This is a genomic window from Lichenicoccus sp., assembly GCF_965276875.1.
GTDB lineage: Bacteria > Pseudomonadota > Alphaproteobacteria > Acetobacterales > Acetobacteraceae > Lichenicoccus.
This window is the reverse complement of the sequence record NZ_OZ255701.1, coordinates 1,410,779-1,428,297: the sequence shown is the minus strand read 5'-3', so window position 1 is coordinate 1,428,297 and position 17,519 is coordinate 1,410,779. Positions and strand designations below refer to the sequence as shown.

Genomic DNA, 17,519 nt, shown 5'->3' with positions numbered 1-17,519 from the left:
TCGGCACCGGCTGCTACTCCGCCTGCTGACGGGCGCGGCCGCGGATCCTGGTGGCGAGCTTCGGCATGCGCGCCCGCCTGTTCGGCGTCAGCCAATGCTGCAGCCGGTCGAGATAGAGATAGATCACCGGGGTCGTATACAGCGTCAGCACCTGGCTGAGCAGCAGCCCGCCGACCATGGCGTAGCCGAGCGGCCGGCGCAGCTCAGAGCCGGCGCCGCTGCCCAGCATCAGCGGCAGCCCGGTCAGCATCGCCGCCATCGTCGTCATCAGGATCGGCCGAAAGCGCAGCAGGCAGGCCTGGCGGATCGCCTCGAGCGGCGTGCGGCCCTGGTTGCGTTCGGCGTTGATCGCGAAATCGACCATCATGATGCCGTTCTTCTTGACGATGCCGATCAGCAGGATGATCCCGATCATCGCGATCACCGACAGGTCGGTATGCGCCAGCATCAGCATCAGCAGCGCGCCGACGCCTGCCGAGGGCAGGGTCGAGAGGATGGTCAGCGGCAGGATGTAGCTCTCGTACAGGATGCCGAGGATGATATAGACGCAGATCAGCGCCGCTGCGATCAGGTATGGCTCGGTGCCCAGCGAGGATTGGAACGCCTGTGCGGTGCCCTGGAACGAGCCGGTCAGCGACAGCGGCGTGCCGAGCTGGGCCTCGACCCTGGTGATCGCCGTCACCGCATCGCCGAGCGCCACCCCGGGTGCCAGGTTGAACGAGATCGTCACTGCCGGGAACTGGCTCTGGTGGTTCTCCGCCAGCGGCGTCACCGGCACGGTGTCGACCTTCACCAGCGCCGATAGCGGCACCGCCTGGCCGTTGCTGCCGCGCACATACAGCTTGCCCAGCGTCGCGCCCTCGCCCTCCTGCCTGGGCGGCACTTCCAGAATGACGAAATACGAATCGAGCTGCGAGAAATACTGCACCACCTCGCGCTGGCCAAACGCGTCGTAGAGCACCGCGTCGATCTGCGCCGGCAGGATGCCGAAGCGCGCGGCGAGGTCGCGGTCGATGCGCAGGGTGGCGGTGGTGCCGGCGATCTGCTGGTCGGTGGCGACGTCGCGCACCTGCTTCATCGTGCGGACCGCCGCCAGCACCTTTGGCGCCCAGTGGTTCAGCTCCGCCGCATCGGCGTCCTGCAAAGTGTATTGATACATCGTCTGCGAAACCCGGCCGCCGACATTGATGTCCTGCGCCGGCTGCATGTAGAGCCTCATGCCCGGGATCCGCGCCGCCTTCGCCGACAGCCGCGCGATCACCTGCATGATCGGCGCCCGCTCGCCCCAGTCTTTCAGGTGGATATAGATCCGCCCCATATTGGCGGTCTGCCCGGCGGTGCCGGCGCCGATCTGGGATGCGAACACCTCGGTGGCGGGATCCGCGGCCACCATCCGGTTGATCTGCTCCTGGCGATTGAGCATGGCCTCGAACGAGATGTCCTGGGACGCCTGCGTGGTGCCGACGATCAGCCCGGCATCCTCGATCGGAAAGAACCCCTTCGGGATCACCATATACAGCGCCACGGTCAGCGCCACGGTGCACAGGAAGGTGCACAGCGTCACCAAGCGGAAACGGAGCGCCACATCCAAAGTACGCCGGTAGAAGCCGAGCAGCCCCTCGAACAGGCTCTCGACGACACGGTAGATGCGTCCGTGTGACGGCGCCTGGCGCAGGAAGCGCGCGCACAGCATCGGCGTCAGCGTCAGCGAGACGGCGGCCGAGACCAGCACCGCGATCGAAACCGTGAGCGCAAACTCGCGGAACAGCCTGCCGACGATGCCGCCCATCAGCAGCAGCGGGATGAACACCGCGATCAGCGAGAAGCTGATCGAGACGATGGTGAAGCCGATCTCGCCCGCCCCGCGCAGCGCCGCCTCGCGCGGCGGCACACCATCCTCGACATGGCGATAGATGTTCTCCAGCATGACGATCGCGTCGTCGACGACGAAGCCGACCGCGACCGTCAGCGCCATCAGCGACAGATTATCCAGGCTGAACCCGAGCGCATACATCACGGCAAACGTGCCGAACAACGCCAGCGGCACCGTCGCACTGGGAATGATCGTCGCCCAGGCACTGCGCAGGAACAGGAAGATCACCATCACCACGAGCGCGATGGCGATCGCCAGCGTCACCTCGACGTCGTGCACCGAGGCACGGATCATGATCGTCTTGTCGACGATCGCGCCCACATGGATCGCCGGCGGGATCGAGGCCCGCAGCCGCGGCAGCGCCGCCTTGATGCGACCCACGGTGGCAATCACGTTGGCGTTCGGCTGCTTAAAGATGATCAGCAACACGCCGCGCTTGACGCCTTCGCCGGCATCCTGCCAACCCGCCAGCTCGCGGTTCTGCGGTCCGCGCACGGCATGGCCGATATCGCCGATGCGGATCGCTGCCCCGTTGCGATAGCCGACAATCACCCGCCCGTACGCCGCCGGCGTGGTGATCTGGTCGTTGGCCATGACCACCAGCGAGGTGTTCGGGCCGTCGATGCTGCCCTTCGGGCTATTCGACGTGGCGTTGGCCAGAGCGGTGCGCACGTCCTCCAGCGTCATGCCCATGCTGGCCAGCTTGCCGGGATCGATCTGCACCCGGACCGCCGGCTTCTGCTGACCGCCGATCGCCACCTCGCCGACGCCGCGCACGGTCGAGAGCTGCTGCACCAGGATGTTCTCGGCGTAGCGGTCGACGGTGGTCAGTGGCATCGCGTCGGACTGCACCGAGAGCAGCATGATCGGCGGATCGGCGGGATTGACCTTGCGCACCTCGGGCTGCGTCGGCAGGTCCTTTGGCAACTGTCCGGCTGCCGCGTTGATCGCCTCCAGCACGTCTCCCATTGCGGCGTCGATATTGCGCGACAGGTCGAACTGGATGGTAATCGTGCTGGTGCCGAGCACGTTCACCGAGGTCATCTGCGAAACACCGGAGATCTCGTTGAACTGCGTCTCCAGAGGCTCGGCCACGGCGGACGCCATGGTATCGGGGCTGGCCCCCGGATACTGCGTGGTGACCTCCAGCGTCGGAAAGTCCACCGCCGGCAAGGGGGCCACCGGCAGCAGCGGGAACGCCGCTAACCCGACCAGAAACAGCGCCGCCATCAGCAGCGAGGTCGCGATCGGGCGCTTAATGAAGGGGGTCGAGATGCTCATCAGGCGTGCGCGGGCTCGGCTGCGATACGGGTGCCGTCCTGCAGGCGCGACTGGCCGTCGAGCACGATGCTCTCGCCGCCCTGCAATCCGGCCGTCACCATTGCCACCCGCGCATCCTGATAGCCAACCTCGATCGAACGGTTGTGCACCGTATGGTCGGGCCGCACCACATAGACATAGAGCCCGTCGGGACCGTGCTGCACCGCCTCCAGCGGCACCACCACCGCGTTTTTCTGCACGCGCAACTGCAGGCGCACATTCACGTATTGGCCCGGCCAGAGCAGGTCTTGGCGGTTGGCGAACACCGCCTTGAGCGAGATCGTTCCGGTCGTGCTGTCGATCGTGTTGTTCGGCGTCACCAGCGTGCCGCGACCGAGCAGCGTCTCCTCGTCCGAGCTGTAGGCCGCCGCGGGCAGGGTGCCCCTCGCGCGCGCCTCCTGCACGCGCGGCAGATCCTGCTCGGCCAGCGTGAACACCACCGCGATGGGATGCACCTGCTGGATGGTGACAATCGCCGTCTGCGCCGCGTTCTGGATCAGGTTGCCGACATCGATCAGCCTAAAGCCCACGACCCCGTCGATCGGGGCGGTGATCCGGCAGAAGGCGAGGTTGAGCTTGGCCTGCATCACCGCCGCCTCGTCACCCAGCACGTTGGCCTGGAACTGACGCACCAGCGCCATGTCATTGTCGGCCTGCTGGCGGCTCGCGTACTGGTCGTGCGCCAAGGTCGAGTCACGCCGGTAATTGACTTGATAATTGGCGAGTGTCGCCGCGTCGCCGGCCTTCTTGGCTTCGGCCTGGGCGAGCAGGGCGGCATAGGGGCGTGGGTCGACCACCGCCAGCAGGTCGCCGCGATGCACCTCCTGGCCCTCGTGGAAATCCAGTTCCGTCAGGTAGCCGTTGACTTGCGCCCGCGCGGTGACCGACCGCCAGGCCTGCACCGTACCGAGGCCGCCGATGCTGATCGGCAGATCCTCGCGCACCACGGTGCCGACACGCACCGGGACGGAAGGTGCGGCCGCCCCCGCGGCAACGGGCGCCCCCAGCAGCACGGCGCCCAGCAACAGGCGCAAGCAAGGCTGTTTCATGGTCGAGGCCCGCACGATCTTCGGCACCGACATGCAATAGCCGCCCGGTCAGCGCGAGGTAAGTCCCTCCGATGCTGCGAAGGGTAACGGCAGCGACCTGAACCGCTCCCAGCGCTCGGCCAGCAACTCGGCCGTTGCCAGGCTCTGGCCGCCCTGCCAGCCGGCGACCACGCCAATCGCGCGATGCACGCCGAGCACGGCACTCTCCTGGGCCAACGCATCCAGCAGCGGCTGCGTGGTGGCCGCGTCATGGTCCAGCCCCAGCGCGTCCTGGAGTGCCGCGAGCCGTACCAGGAAGCGGCGGGCGGATGCCGCCTCCTGGCAGAGCGGCAGGAAGAACTCAACCGCGTAGCGCAGCTTCTTCAGCGTAATCCGTAAGCCGTGCCGCTCCTCCGCCGACAGCCGCTTGAAGCGCCGCCCCTGCTTGAGTGCGCGCCGATGCAGCCGGCTGAGCACCCGCGCCGCCAGCGCCGTGGCCGGCTCGGCAAGCACCGCGAGCCCCTCGCGATCCACTTCGTTGCGCCAGCCGCGCCGCACGATCCACTGGCTGAGCAGCATCTGGAACCGGCCGTAGCGCGCATCGCCGATGGTCTCGCGGACCTCCGCGTAGGCCGCCTCGCGGCGCGCCGCCGCCGCCGCGCGCAGCCCGGCGAAATCCGCGCCCCCCAGCCGTTCCGGCCCGCTCAGCGTGGCGGCGAGAAACACGTCCCAGCCGCGTGCCGGGCCAAGCCGGTCCGCCAGCCAGCGTGCCTCCCCGGCCAGGCTGTCCATTGTCGGCGACGGCATCTCCCGGCCCAGCAGCGACAGCGCCGTGCGCAGCCGGCGCAGCGCCACCCGCATCTGATGCACCCCCTCGGCGCGGCTGCCCTCCAGGGCGACGACCTGGTTGCCCAGCAGATGCGTCTGGCAGGCGGCGAGCACGGCCCCCACCAGCTCGTCGACGACGAAGCCCTCCGCTATCCTCGCTGGCACCGCCTTCTCGGCCCTCGGCCGCACGCCGGAGGCCAGCGCGTAACCGCGACGCATGGTGCCTGCCGTGTCCGGACGCAGCGGCGCCAGCTCCAGCAACCGCATGCCGATCTCATACAGCACAGCCGGATCGCCCGATTGCAGATCGAGCCTAATCGCCGCGAACGCCTCCTGCCCGGACGGCGCCTCGATCAGGCCCTCGTCGAACGCCGCCTCCACCAGCGCCCCGGAAAACGCGAGCCGGCGCAGGCGCCGCCGCAGCCGCGTCTCGAACACCGCCGTCACCGGCCTCGCCGACAGCCGCTCGAGCAGCGCCGCCGGCAGCGGCAAGCCGGCACCATCCAGGGCGGCAAGATCGGGCCCCGGACCCGAGACGAGCCGCGACCAAACCTGGCCATCCTGCCGCACCGCCTGGATACAGCGCTGCCCCTGCCGCTGCACGCGCAACGAAAGCCCAGTCGCGAACAGCGCATGGTCGGCAGTGTCGTAGTAGATCGTCTCCAGCCGACGAACGATGCCGCGATTGCGCGCACTCTGCGCAATCGCCGGCGCATCCTGCAGCACGGCCATCGATCCGCGTGGCGCGAGCAGACGCAGACTGGGTCTTGGCGTATTCAGGGGAGGGCCACGGGTTGGATGAACTGTCCCAGGCACCCTACGATCCGTCCGACCCCAGGGCAACGCGGCCCACATCCGGAGTGCCGACATGCTGACGCCGCTTGCCAACGCCGAATCCACCATGCGCCCCAACCTGCGCCCCAACCTGCGCCGGGGAGCCGACCTGCTGCTGGAGACGCTGCATAGCGAAGGCGTGGAATACATCTTCGGCAATCCCGGAACCACCGAACTGCCGCTCATGGACGCCCTCGTCGAGAAGCCGGAGCTCCACTACGTGCTCGCTTTGCAGGAGGCGAGCGCGGTCGCCATGGCCGACGGCTACGCCCAGGCCGCGGGTCGCCCCGGCTTCCTCAACCTGCATACCGCGGGCGGCCTGGGCAACGGCATGGGCAACCTGCTTAACGCCAGCGTCTCGCAAACACCGCTGGTGGTCACCGCCGGCCAGCAGGACAGCCGCCACAGCCTCACCGACCCGCTGCTCTACGGCGACCTGGTGCGCATCGCCGCCCCCGCGATGAAATGGGCGCACGAGGTCACCAACGTCAGCCAGTTGCCGGTGCTGGTGCGACGCGCCTTCAACGATGCCCGCGCCGCCCCCACCGGCCCGGTGTTCCTCTCTCTGCCGATGGACGTGATGGAGGCAATGACCGATATCCCGGTCACCGCGCACTCGGTTGTCGACCGCGCCGCGGTCGCGGGCTCGCTCGACCGGCTGGCCGAACAGTTCGCCGCCGTCGCCCCCGGCCGCCTGCTCATCATCGCCGGCGACGAAATCCACGCCTCGAACGCCGCCGCCGAAGTCGTCACTGTTGCCGAACTGCTCGGCGCGCCCGTCTACGGCTCGTCCTGGCCGGCACGCATCCCCTACCCGACCTCGCACCCGCTCTGGGGCGGCAACCTGCCGAGCAACGCCGACTCCATCGCCCACGTATTGAGCGACTACGACGCGGTGTTCGCACTCGGCGGCAAGTCGCTGATCACCGTGCTCTACACCGAAACTTCGGCAGTCCCGCCCGGCTGCGCCGTCTATCAGATGTCGTCCGACGTGCGCGACCTCGGCCGCACCTACCCGACACGCCTCTCCGTCGTCGGCGACCTCAAGGCCTCGCTCGGCGCCCTTGCGCTAATCCTGCCTCCAGCACTAGGCGACAGCGCCGCCGCGCGCGCGAACCTGGTGCAGGCCGCAGCCACACGCCGCGCGCAAACCCGCCGCCAACACGCCGAAGCCGCCGCCGCGGAGTTCGACGCCCCAATCATCACCCCGCAGGTTGCAGCCCGCGAAGCCGCGCGCGCCATCGGCCCGGACATCGCCATCGTCGACGAGGCCATCGCAACCTCACTGCATCTGCGCGCCTTCCTCGATAGCCCGTGGCCACGCCAATACAGCTTTCTGCGCGGCGGCTGCCTCGGCTGGGGCATGCCCGCCGCCATCGGCTGCTCGCTCGGCCTCGGCCGCGAGCCGGTCATCAGCCTCGTCGGCGACGGTGCCGCGCTCTACTCGCCGCAAGCCCTCTGGACCGCCGCACACGAGCGCCTGCCGGTCACCTTCGTCGTCATGAACAACCGCGAATACAACGTCCTGAAGAACTTCATGCGCGCACAGCCCGCCTACGCCTCGGTCCGCCGCAACCGCTTCATCGCCATGGACCTGGTCGACCCGGCAATCGACTATCAGAGCCTCGCGCACTCCATGGGCGTGCCTGCCCTGCGCATCGAACGCGCCGCCGACATCGCTCCCACCATCGAGGCCGGCATCGCTTCGCGTTTGCCTAACCTTATCGAAATCATCATCTCCGCGGGCCCATGACTCAAGCAAGGCCGGGCTCTGCCCGGACCCGGCCCAAAGTCAAGCGGGGGGCGGTCGCCCTTTGCAAACCCTCTCTGTTGGTTTGTTTGCCGTTGCTGCTCATCATTCTGGCCCACATGGGGCTCGTGAGCCTTGGGCAGTGGCAGGGCGATGACTACGACTATGCCGCCGGGCTCCGCGACCAGGGCGTCGCCTTCGCCTGGCACCGGCTGACCACCGACACCCCCCGCCCGTTCTCGGAAACGCTTCTGTTCTTCTACGCGGCCGCTGTCGACCGTCTGCACCGGCCGCTGATCGGCACCTTTCTGTCGCTCTGCTGGGCCATCCTCCTGCTCGGCTGCGGCGCCCGACTGATCCTCCGGCCGCAAGGCCGCCTCGTGCCGCGACTGCTGCTCGCTTTCAGCCTCGCCAGCCTGTTCCTGCTCGGGCACCCGCTGGCCGACATGCTCTACTGGCCTGTCGGCGCCGCCGCCTACGCCCCCACCGTGGCCGCACTCTGCTTCCTCCTCATCCACATTCTCGACGATGGGCTCGCTACGGCGGCCGGTCGCGCCATCGCCGCCGCGGCGCTCATCGTCGCCGTCACCAGCAGCGAAATGGGCGCCTTCGTCGGCCTCGGCTTCACCACCACGATGCTGCTGGCACGGGTCAGGCGACCCCGCCAGCCCGTCGCCTGGCTGCTCGTGCCACTCATCCTCTCATTGTGCGTTTTTGCCGTCACCGCTCTCAACGGCCGCGCCGCCGGCGCGCCGACCCTGGCCTCGCCGACCGGCCACCATCTTCTGGCCAGCCTACGTGCCGCCGTGCCGCAGACGCTACGGGCCATGGCGATGATCGACCGCAACGACGGCGACTGGGGCCAGCAGGGCGCGGGCTCGCTTGCCTTGGGCATTCCGCTCAAGCTTCTGCTGCTAGCTGCCTTCCTGCTCACCGCCCGCCGCTGTTTCGGTAGGATCCCCCGCTGGCCTCTCATCGCCCTCATCCTGGCGTTGCTGTTCGGTATGTTCGCCTCGCTGTTCGCGGCTGACTACCAGTTCGGTTTCCAGTGCTGCCAGCGCCACGAGGCGGTGCGCCAGTGCTTCATGATCCTGGTCCTGCTCGCATCCGCATGCCTCACCGCACCAGCACCGCGCGACGCGCAAGGCCACGTCCTGGCGGGCCTGCTGTGCCTGACGCTCGCGATCGCGCCGATGGCGGTCTGGCGGCTTCCCGACCTTGTTGCGGCCTATCAAGGCACGCAGGCGTCCGAAATCAGCCTGCACGAAACCTGGCAATCTGGCCTCGCCGCCGGCCCCACCGCCATCATCACGCAGCAGCCAGCAACACTGCTGACCCACGCCTGGACCTTCCCGCCCGGCCAGCATTGGTTGTCCGCGACGCAGCCATACGACGTCAGGTCAATCATGAGGTTCTTCAAGGACGACGAGGTCACGGTGCTGCCATCGCGGCACCTGCTACGATGATGCGTCCTCGCGATCAGCGGCGAACGCCACGGCTTTTTGCTGACGCACGGCCTCAAGGCGTTCTGCCAATGCGTGCTCGATGTTGTCGTAGGCGGTACTGCCGAGTGCCAGCCGCAGCGGCGGCCGCTCCGCGTCAGCGGTGGCAATCATCGCCGCGACGGTGCGTTCCGCATCACCTTTCAGGACAAACGATCCGGATGCGATGGCGACGCGCAGGTCTCCGACAGGCGTGGCATCGTAGGCAGCGAGCGGAACCGCTGCGCGATCGACATTCGTCCTGAAGCTCGTGGCGGTTGGCCCCGGTTCGACGATGACACAATCGATGCCGAAAGCGGCCACCTCCTTCGCCACCGTCTCGATGAAGCCTTCAATCCCCCACTTCGTTGCGTGATACAGACCAAAGCCCGGATAGGTCGTCTGGCCGCCCTCCGAGGACACCTGGACGATGCGGCCCCCACTTTGCCTGCGCAGATGCGGCAGGCATGCCCGGACCAGCTGGATGCAGGCGGTCAGGTTCGTTGCGATCTGTCGTTCGATCTGCGCGTCGCTGACCTCCTCGACCGCGCCGAACAGCCCGTAGCCGGCGTTGCTGACCACAACGTCGATGCGCCCGAGGGCGGCGAACGTTGCATCGAGCTCGCGTCGCATCCCGTCCGTATCGGTGAGATCGACGACGACGACGCGCAGCCGATCATCATAGCGTGTTCCAAGATCGTCGAGCGCGTCGGCTCGCCGCACGGTCGCCGCCACCCTGTCGCCCCGGGCGAGCAGGCGTTCCGTCATGATGCGCCCCAAACCGGAGGACGCCCCCGTAATGAGCCAGGTTTTCATCCCGCTATCTCCTTCACCGACCCCAAGGTAAGGCCGGGAGATCGTTGAGTTTAGACTGGCATCATTGCATGGGTTGGTGAAATATCCGCACCAATGACGAACCCGTCGCTTGCCGATCTGAACGCCTTCATCGCGGTGGCGCGACATCGAAGTTTCCGTGCAGCCGCCGATCAGATGGGCGTGTCGCGTTCCTCGCTCAGTCATGCCTTGAGCGGATTGGAGCAGCAGCTCGGCGTCCGGCTGCTGCATCGGACGACACGCAGCGTCGCGCCCACGGAGGCGGGTATGCGCCTTCTGGCCCGACTCGTACCAGCCCTTCGCGAGCTGGATGACATGCTGGCGGTGGTCAGCGACGGCACCGATGGTCCGGCAGGAACGCTTCGGATCAATGCGTCTGAAGTCGCCGCGCGCTGGCTGCTGAGCCACGTCGTGCCCGGTTTCCTGCAACGATACCCGCGTGTCGCACTCGACATCGTGTCGGAAGGTCGGCTGATCGACATTGTTGCCGACGGATTTGACGCCGGCGTGCGGCTGCGCGAAGCCATACCCCAGGACATGATCGCAATTCCGTTCGGCGGCGACGCGCGCTTTCTTGCGGTGGCCTCACCGACCTATCTCTCCCGGCATGGTGTGCCGGCTACGCCTGACGATCTCCGGCGCCATGGCTGCATCCGCCAGCGTCTGCCAAGCGGCAGGCCCTATTGCTGGGAGTTCGCGCGAGGTCGGGATGAGATCGCAATCGAGGTGCCCGGCGTGCTGACGCTCGACCACAACGAGCTCATGGTGGAGGCTGCCGTGGATGGTCTGGGCATCGCGTTCGTTCCGGAAGCGGCGGCACGGCTGGCACTCCGCGACGGGCGCCTGCGTGCCTTGCTCGAAGACTGGTCGCCCGTTATTCCTGGCTTCTGTCTCTATTATCCAGGGCACCGGCACGTGCCGCCGGCTTTGCGCGTGTTCATCGACACCTTGCGCGCCGCGGACGCCTCAGTCCGGTCCGGCTGAACCGCTGGCGAGTGCACCGCAACCATGCCGAGACCCGCGTTGGCTGGGCATCCGGTAGGGCGGCAAGATCGGGTCTGACGGGTGATCGTGCCGCATGAAAGCAGGGCAACATGGGTGGCGAGATGAAGGGGCAGGTGAGAGAGGCGGAGGTAGCGCACGGCGCGGCGTCGATCGCGTGCCTGAATTGCCGGGCACTCCTTGTCGGACGGTTCTGCCATGTGTGCGGGCAGCAGCGAGGTCCGACGCATCGATCGCTGCTGGATCTCGCGGGCGAGACGATCGAGGCGTTCACCCATGGCGACAGCCGGGTGCTGCGGACAGTGCGGCTGCTGGCCTTCAACCCGGGACGGCTCACGCGGGACTGGCTGGACGGGCGACGCGTCCGCGATGTGCCGCCCGTTCGGATTTTCTTCGTGGCACTCTTCGTGCTGTTCCTGATGGCTTCGTTCGGCGGCATCGAAATGCATGTCGGCCACGGGGCGCCCCCCGGGGATTGGACGCGCCAACTGGTTATCGCAAAGCATCCCGGCCTCACGGCTTGGCTGCAGCACCACGTCGGGCACGCCGCAAGCGACCCCAAGGCGATCGTGAGGGAGATGGGAACCTGGGTCGAGCGGCTGGTTCTGCTGATGCTGCCGATCGCCGCCGTAACGCTCAAGCTGCTCTTTGTGGGGCGGAGACCGCGGGTCCCGCTCTATGACCACGTGGTGTTCGGGCTGCATTCGTTGGCTTTCGGCATGCTGCTGATCGCCGCCTTGATGCAGGTGGACAGGCTGCTTGGTGATGACGTGCAGGCGGTGCTTTGCCTGCTCATCCCTGTCCACGTCTTCCGGCACCTCCGCGGCACCTATGGCGGCGGCAGATGGGCGACGGCGACGCGAACTATAATGTTGCTCGGCGCCGAGTTCGTGGGGCTTACAGGGATTGTAGTCGCGCTTGCGCTAATCGGCCTGGAATGGGGGTAAGTGCTTAAGCGAAAGGATTTCAAAGGCTAGCCTTTGACGGGATCGAGCCGCGAAGCGGATCGATGGGGCAGAGCCCCTTGCCTTCCTTACGCGCCCACGCGCTATCGCTTCTTCAGCGCATCCGGCTTGTGCGCGGCGCGGGCGCCGGTTTTTTCGCTGCGGACCATGTATTGCGGGTCGTCCTTGGAGGCCTTGGCGGTGTGGCCTTTGATCTTGGCGGGCTTGGTGAGTTTCTTCTCGACTTCGCCCTTGGTGGCGCCTTGCGTGCTATCCCAGGAAACTTTGTCGCCGGGCTTAAGTGTTTTTGCCATCGTTGTTCTCCTGGTTCAGCCCGCGAGGTTGGTGTGCTCGTCGTTCGCGGCCGTGCGGGGGGCGGCGTTGAGCACCGCGGCTACCTTGGCGGCGAATTGCTCGCGTTTGAAGGGCTTGCCGATAAGGTGAACGCCGTCGTCGAGGCGGCCGTGATGGACGATGGAGTTCTCGGTGTAGCCCGACATGAACAGCACCCCGACCTCTGGCCGCAGGGCGGTGACGCGTTCGGCGATGTCGCGCCCGCGCAGGGTGCCGGGCAGCACCACGTCGGTGAGCAGCAGGTTGATGTCGCTGGTGTGGGCGCCGAAGACGCGCAGCGCCTCCTCGCCGTCGGCGGCTTCCAGCACCCGGTAGCCGTAATCGCGCAGGATCGAGGCCGCGATCTCGCGCACGCCGGGCTCGTCCTCGACGAGCAGCACGGTGGCCTCACCCCGCACCAGCGGCATCGGCGCCTGGGTACGGCTCGGTGCGGCACCCAGGCCGCCGATGGCGCGCGGCAGGTAGATCTTGATCGAGGTTCCCTCGCCGGGCTCGGAGTAGATCTTCACGTGGCCTTTGGACTGCTTGACGAAGCCGAACACCATTGCGAGGCCCAGGCCGGTACCCTTGCCTTCGGGCTTGGTGGTGTAAAATGGCTCGAAGGCGCGGGCGACCACTTCGGCGGACATGCCGTGGCCGCTGTCCGAGACCGCCACCATGACATAGTCGCCGGGGAGCACCTCGGCGTGTCTGTCGGCGTACTCCTGGTCGATCACCTTGTTGGCGAGTTCCAAGGTGAGGCGGCCGCCGCCTGGCATGGCGTCGCGGGCGTTCAATGCCAGGTTGAGCACCGCGCTTTCGAGCTGGGCGGCGTCGGCCATTGCCGGCCACAATCCGGCGGCGCCGACGAAGCGCACCTCGATCGGAGCACCCAGCGTGCGTTGCAGCAGCGGGACGATCTCCGGCAGGCTCGCCGCGAGGTCGAGCGGCGCCGGCGCCAGCGGCTGCTTGCGGGCGAAGGCGAGGAGCTGCGCGGTCAGGGCCGCACCGCGTTGCGACGCCCAGACCGCGCGCGCGAGCCTGGTCTGCAGCGCGTGATCCGCGGGGAGCCGCTTCTGGGTCAGCTCGAGATTGCCGAGGATCACCGTCAGCAGGTTGTTGAAGTCGTGGGCGATGCCGCCGGTAAGCTGGCCGATCGCCTGCATCTTCTGCGCCTCGCGCAGCACCGCCTCGGCCTGCATCCGCTTGGTCATGTCGCTGATGGTCAGCACGAAGCCGCTGTTCGACATGCCGGTGCGGCGGAGTTCCAGATGCTGACCGTCGGCGCGGGTGCGCTCATAGGTCACCACCTCGCCGCTTGCGTGCACGCCGCTGCGTTCGATCTGCGCGTCGCTCTCCAGCAGATCGTGCTCTGACGGATCGCTGAACCAACCCGTGATCTGGCTGTAGGGCATGCCTTCACGCAGGAACGAATTGGGCAGGCTCAGCAGTGCTGCGAAGCACGGGTTCCAATTGGTCAGCAGGCGCTGTGCGTCGAACACCGCGACCCCCTGGCTCAGGCTGTCGAGCGAGGCGCGCAGGCGTTCGGCCAAAGCCCGCTGTTGCACCTCCATGCGCGCCGAGCGCGACCAGGCCGCATTGAGCATGCGCGCGGCCCAGGCCATGGCGAGTGCGACCAGCAGGGCGGCGCCGACGGCAAAGGCGCCGAGCCAGTCTTCGCGTCGGGCGTTGGCGGTCAGGCGCTGGCCGAGCAGCTTCTGCTCCTCGCCGGTCATTGCGCCGAGCAGGCCGTCGATCCGCAGCATGTCCTGGCGGCCGAGATCGGTGCGCATCATTGCCAGGGCCGCATCCACGCCGCCATCGCGCCGCGTGGCCACGGTTTGCGCGGTAAAGGCGACTTTATGGGCAAGCAATGGCGCAAGCAGGCGCAGCCGGTCCTGCTCTGTCGGGTTGTCGGCGGTCAGCGTGCGCAGGGCCGCGAGCAGCGTGCCGACCCTGCCGCGTGCGGTGTTATAGGGTAACAGATAGTCGTTCTCGCCGGTCAGCAGGTAGCCGCGTTGCCCGTCCTCCAGCGCGCGTATGCCGATTTGCAGGTCCTTGATGGTGACCAGCACCTGGTCGGTATGCTGCACCCACTGGTTGCCCACGCGGACCGCGACGAGGCGGTCCCATGTCATGCCGCCGATCAGGAGCAGCAGGGCCGCCAGGGCCGCGAAGCCGACCAGGTTGGCCCGTGCGATGACATATCGGCTCATGCCTGGGCTCATCTCCGTTCGGCAGGACTTTCCTTAGCACGATCCGAGGCAGCCTCGATTAACAATCGCGCGGCGGTGGCGAGCCGGTCGACCCGTTCGTTGTGTTCGTCGCCGGAATGACCACGGACCCATCGCCAGTCGATGCGGTGCGGCATGGCGGCGTCGAGCACGCGCCGCCAGAGATCCATGTTGGCGACCGGATCACCTGCGGCGTTGCGCCAGTTGCGTCGCACCCAGCCGGTCTGCCAGCGGGTGACGCCGTTTTTCAGGTATTCGCTGTCGGTATGCAGCACCACCGTGCTGGGGCGGCTGAGCGCCTCGAGCGCGGCGGCGGCGGCGGTCAGCTCCATGCGGTTGTTGGTGGTGGCGGGATCACCCCCGCTGAGTTCGCGCTCATGGGCGCCGAAACGCAGCAACGCCGCCCAGCCGCCCGGCCCCGGGTTGGGACGGCAGCCGCCATCGGTCCAGATCTCGACATGGCGGGGTGCATCAGAGTCCATAGGCGCGTGCGTCCTCGGCCAAGAGGTGAAAACGCAGCCGGTGCAGGTAGTCCCGCGGATCCTTTGGCGTGACCAGCGCCCCCGGCGAGCGGTTTACCCAATCATAGAGACGGGTCAGCAGGAAGCGGATCGCCGCACCTCCTGCCAGCACCGGCAAGGCGGCGCGTTCGGCGGCGCAGAATGGGCGGATGCTCTCGTAGCCGCGGATCATCAGGGCGGCGTGGGCTTTGTTGAATGTGCGGCCCTCGAAACACCAGGCGTTCAGGCAGATCGCGATGTCGTAGGCGAGCAGGTCGGTGCAGGCGAAATAGAAATCGATGACGCCGGAAACCGCACGGTCGAGGAAGAACACGTTGTCCGGGAACAGGTCGGCGTGGATCTGGCCGCGCGGCAGGTCGTCGCCCGGCCAAGCCGGCAGGATGCGTGCGAGGGCTGCGTCGAGTTCGGCGAGCAGCCCGGGCTGGACAAGGTCGGCGTGTGTCCGGCAGCGATCGAGCAGTGCCGTCCAGGAGTCCGGGCCGAGCGCGTTGCGTCGTATTGGCGCATAGTCCAGCCCGGCGATGTGCAGCCGCGCCAGGGTCTCGCCCAGCGCCCGGCAATGCTCCGTCCTGACCCGGCGCGGCCAGACGCCGGGCAGGAAGCTGGTGATCGCGGCGGGGCGTCCGGCGAGCCGGCGCAGGGCGGCGCCGTCGCGTCCGCGGAGCGGCTGCGGGCAGGACAGGCCGCGTGCCGCGAGATGCTGCATCAGCCCGAGAAACCAGGGTAAATCGCGCGCCTCGACGCGTCGCTCATAGAGGGTGAGGATGAAGTCGCCGGCGTCGGTGCGCAGCGAAAAATTGCTGTTCTCGACGCCTTCGGCGATGCCGCGGAAGGCAATCAGGGCGCCGATATCGTATTCCCCCAGGAAGTCGGCGAGCGCCTCGTCGGTGACGTCGGTATAGACCGCCATTCAGCCGAGCGGGGCGGGCAGCTTGAAGATCACGTCCTCCTGCTTGACGGTGCGCTCCTCGATTTTCAGGGCGAACTGGCGGGCCAGGGCGTCGACCATCTCCTGGACCAGCGTCTCCGGGGCGGAAGCGCCGGCGGTGATGCCGAGCGTGCCCACGCCTGCCAGCACCGACCAGTCGAGATCGCGCAGGGTCGGCACCAGCAACGCGCGTGGGGCGCCCGAGCGTTCCGCCACTTCGCGCAGCCGCTGCGAGTTCGAGGAGTTCGGGCTGCCGATGACGATCACCAGGTCGCAGCCCGGCGCGATCGCCTTCACCGCCTCCTGTCGGTTGGTGGTGGCATAGCAGATATCCTCGCGCTTGGGGCCTTCGAGCATCGGAAAGCGCGTGCGCAGGACCGAGACGATCTCGGCGGTGTCATCCACCGAGAGCGTGGTCTGGGTGATGAAGGCGAGGCGGTTCGCGTTCGCCGGCTGCACGCGGCGCGCCTCGTCGGCATCCTGCACCAGGGTCACCGCGCCGGCGGGCAACTGGCCCATGGTGCCGACCACCTCCGGATGGCCGGCATGGCCGATCATCAGGATATGCCGGCTCTCTGGACCGCCCTCCGCGTAGTGGCGCTCGGCCTCCCGATGCACCTTGCTGACCAGCGGGCAGGTGGCGTCGAGATAGAGCAGGTTGCGTCGCTGCGCCTCGGCCGGCACCGATTTCGGCACGCCGTGGGCGGAAAACACCACATGGCCGTCGGCGGGCACCTCGTCGAGTTCCTCGACGAAGATCGCGCCCTGCGCCTCCAGCGCCTCGACGACGGTGCGGTTATGGACGATCTCGTGGCGCACATAGACCGGCGCGCCGTAGCGTCGGAGCGCCTCCTCGACGACCCGGATCGCGCGGTCGACGCCGGCGCAGAAGCCGCGCGGACCGGCCAGCAACACACGCAGCGGGCGCTGCGTGGTTTCGGCTGGAGAATGCATCATCTGGTCCGGCATGGTGTTCCCCAAATCGAGAGCGGGCAGTATAGGGCGACGAGGCGAGCCGGCCAACCGCGCGGCTGCCTCCCCAAAGAGTCGCGTGATGAACCGAGCCGCTGCCTACCTTGGAACCGCCTCCATCGCTCTCCTGGCGACGCTGTCAGCCTGCGGTCCCGACGATCCCAACGCCTTCGCGCCGGACTGCGTGCCGGTCGGCATCCTCGGGCCGGCCGCGGATCTGAGCAGCTTTGCCGGCCCCTCGCGCGATCTCGACACCCTTGTCACAAGGGCCAGCATCGCCGGTGTCAATGGCGCCTGCAGCAATGCCGAGCAGGGCCGGGCGCTGGCCACCCAGGTCAACGTCACAATAGGGGTGATGCGCGGGCCCGCCGCCACGGTGCGGCATATCACCATCCCTTATTTCGTCGCGGTGCTGCACGGCAACGACATCGTCGCCAAGCACCTGCTGAGCATCGAGGCGGACTTCCCTCCCAACGTCGACCGGCTGGCGCTGCGCAGCGCGCCGCTGGACCTGACCTTGCCGATTTCGCGACGCATGAGCAGCGCCAGCTATCGTCTCGAGGTCGGGCTGCAACTCACGCCCGAGCAACTCGCCTATAATCGCGCCCATCCACCGCAATAAGGTAAGGACCTCCAC

Annotated in this window: 14 protein-coding genes; 5 read left to right on the top strand and 9 right to left on the bottom strand. The window is 67.7% G+C overall.

The genetic code is table 11. The features are described from left to right. Positions 1–13: 13 nt before the first annotated feature. The 3 genes from ACQY4K_RS06940 to ACQY4K_RS06930 form a co-directional block, all read right to left on the bottom strand. On the bottom strand, positions 14–3,154 hold the full coding sequence (locus tag ACQY4K_RS06940; protein WP_428394627.1) for an efflux RND transporter permease subunit: 3,141 nt from the start codon (positions 3,152–3,154) through the stop codon (positions 14–16). After that, positions 3,154–4,227 carry an efflux RND transporter periplasmic adaptor subunit gene (locus tag ACQY4K_RS06935; protein ID WP_428394625.1) on the bottom strand — a complete coding sequence of 358 codons (1,074 nt, stop codon included), beginning with the start codon at positions 4,225–4,227 and terminating at the stop codon, positions 3,154–3,156. Before ACQY4K_RS06935 ends, ACQY4K_RS06940 begins: the two co-directional genes overlap by 1 nt. A gap of 63 nt (positions 4,228–4,290) precedes the next feature. Then, the gene (locus tag ACQY4K_RS06930) at positions 4,291–5,775 is read right to left on the bottom strand and encodes a CHAD domain-containing protein (RefSeq protein WP_428394623.1); all 1,485 of its coding nucleotides are present in this window, start codon (positions 5,773–5,775) and stop codon (positions 4,291–4,293) included. 142 nt (positions 5,776–5,917) lie between these two features. Between ACQY4K_RS06930 and ACQY4K_RS06925 the strand changes: the two genes are divergently transcribed. Together ACQY4K_RS06925 and ACQY4K_RS06920 are read left to right on the top strand one after the other, a co-directional pair. Further along, positions 5,918–7,636: a thiamine pyrophosphate-binding protein gene (locus tag ACQY4K_RS06925; RefSeq protein WP_428394621.1), complete on the top strand. Its 1,719-nt coding sequence runs from the start codon at positions 5,918–5,920 to the stop codon at positions 7,634–7,636. A gap of 92 nt (positions 7,637–7,728) precedes the next feature. Beyond that, on the top strand, positions 7,729–9,099 hold the full coding sequence (locus ACQY4K_RS06920; RefSeq protein ID WP_428394619.1) for a hypothetical protein: 1,371 nt from the start codon (positions 7,729–7,731) through the stop codon (positions 9,097–9,099). Here ACQY4K_RS06920 and ACQY4K_RS06915 read toward each other — a convergent pair. After that, positions 9,091–10,179 (bottom strand): SDR family oxidoreductase, encoded by a 1,089-nt coding sequence (locus ACQY4K_RS06915; protein WP_428394618.1) that lies wholly within the window; start codon positions 10,177–10,179, stop codon positions 9,091–9,093. The genes ACQY4K_RS06920 and ACQY4K_RS06915 overlap by 9 nt on opposite strands. Here ACQY4K_RS06915 and ACQY4K_RS06910 point away from each other — a divergent pair. Then, positions 10,066–10,932 (top strand): LysR family transcriptional regulator, encoded by an 867-nt coding sequence (locus ACQY4K_RS06910; protein ID WP_428394616.1) that lies wholly within the window; start codon positions 10,066–10,068, stop codon positions 10,930–10,932. The two genes, ACQY4K_RS06915 and ACQY4K_RS06910, sit on opposite strands and share 114 nt — an antisense overlap. A gap of 110 nt (positions 10,933–11,042) precedes the next feature. Then, a complete protein-coding gene (locus tag ACQY4K_RS06905) occupies positions 11,043–11,897 on the top strand; it encodes a DUF3667 domain-containing protein (RefSeq protein ID WP_428394614.1) in 855 nt (284 codons plus the stop codon). Positions 11,898–11,998: 101 nt separating this feature from the next. Here ACQY4K_RS06905 and ACQY4K_RS06900 read toward each other — a convergent pair whose 3' ends face one another. The 5 genes from ACQY4K_RS06900 to ispH are packed head-to-tail and all read right to left on the bottom strand — an operon-like array spanning position 11,999 to position 16,879. Further along, on the bottom strand, positions 11,999–12,208 hold the full coding sequence (locus ACQY4K_RS06900) for a DUF2945 domain-containing protein (RefSeq protein WP_428394612.1): 210 nt from the start codon (positions 12,206–12,208) through the stop codon (positions 11,999–12,001). A gap of 15 nt (positions 12,209–12,223) precedes the next feature. After that, positions 12,224–14,443, bottom strand: a complete 2,220-nt coding sequence (locus ACQY4K_RS06895; RefSeq protein WP_428394610.1) for a CHASE3 domain-containing protein — start codon at positions 14,441–14,443, stop codon at positions 12,224–12,226. A gap of 8 nt (positions 14,444–14,451) precedes the next feature. After that, entirely contained in the window at positions 14,452–14,943 is a 492-nt protein-coding gene (gene rnhA / locus ACQY4K_RS06890; protein WP_428394608.1) for a ribonuclease HI, read from the bottom strand. Further along, positions 14,933–15,892: a homoserine kinase gene (locus tag ACQY4K_RS06885; RefSeq protein ID WP_428394606.1), complete on the bottom strand. Its 960-nt coding sequence runs from the start codon at positions 15,890–15,892 to the stop codon at positions 14,933–14,935. The genes rnhA and ACQY4K_RS06885 overlap by 11 nt, the downstream gene beginning before the upstream one ends. Then, positions 15,893–16,879: a 4-hydroxy-3-methylbut-2-enyl diphosphate reductase gene (ispH, locus tag ACQY4K_RS06880; RefSeq protein WP_428394604.1), complete on the bottom strand. Its 987-nt coding sequence runs from the start codon at positions 16,877–16,879 to the stop codon at positions 15,893–15,895. A gap of 85 nt (positions 16,880–16,964) precedes the next feature. Here ispH and ACQY4K_RS06875 point away from each other — a divergent pair, with 85 nt between their 5' ends. Continuing rightward, positions 16,965–17,504 (top strand): hypothetical protein, encoded by a 540-nt coding sequence (locus ACQY4K_RS06875; RefSeq protein WP_428394602.1) that lies wholly within the window; start codon positions 16,965–16,967, stop codon positions 17,502–17,504. Positions 17,505–17,519 lie beyond the last annotated feature (15 nt).

Coding starts and splice junctions, on each gene's coding strand:
- ACQY4K_RS06940 (WP_428394627.1), bottom strand. CDS start 3,154: ATGAGCATCTCGACCCCCTTCATTAAGCGCCCGATCGCGACCTCGCTG.
- ACQY4K_RS06875 (WP_428394602.1), top strand. CDS start 16,965: ATGAACCGAGCCGCTGCCTACCTTGGAACCGCCTCCATCGCTCTCCTG.
- ispH (WP_428394604.1), bottom strand. CDS start 16,879: ATGCCGGACCAGATGATGCATTCTCCAGCCGAAACCACGCAGCGCCCG.
- ACQY4K_RS06885 (WP_428394606.1), bottom strand. CDS start 15,892: ATGGCGGTCTATACCGACGTCACCGACGAGGCGCTCGCCGACTTCCTG.
- ACQY4K_RS06925 (WP_428394621.1), top strand. CDS start 5,918: ATGCTGACGCCGCTTGCCAACGCCGAATCCACCATGCGCCCCAACCTG.
- ACQY4K_RS06905 (WP_428394614.1), top strand. CDS start 11,043: ATGGGTGGCGAGATGAAGGGGCAGGTGAGAGAGGCGGAGGTAGCGCAC.
- ACQY4K_RS06900 (WP_428394612.1), bottom strand. CDS start 12,208: ATGGCAAAAACACTTAAGCCCGGCGACAAAGTTTCCTGGGATAGCACG.
- ACQY4K_RS06895 (WP_428394610.1), bottom strand. CDS start 14,443: ATGAGCCGATATGTCATCGCACGGGCCAACCTGGTCGGCTTCGCGGCC.
- ACQY4K_RS06915 (WP_428394618.1), bottom strand. CDS start 10,179: ATGCAGCAGCCGGACGCCGAGCTGCTGCTCCAATCCGCTCAAGGCATG.
- rnhA (WP_428394608.1), bottom strand. CDS start 14,943: ATGGACTCTGATGCACCCCGCCATGTCGAGATCTGGACCGATGGCGGC.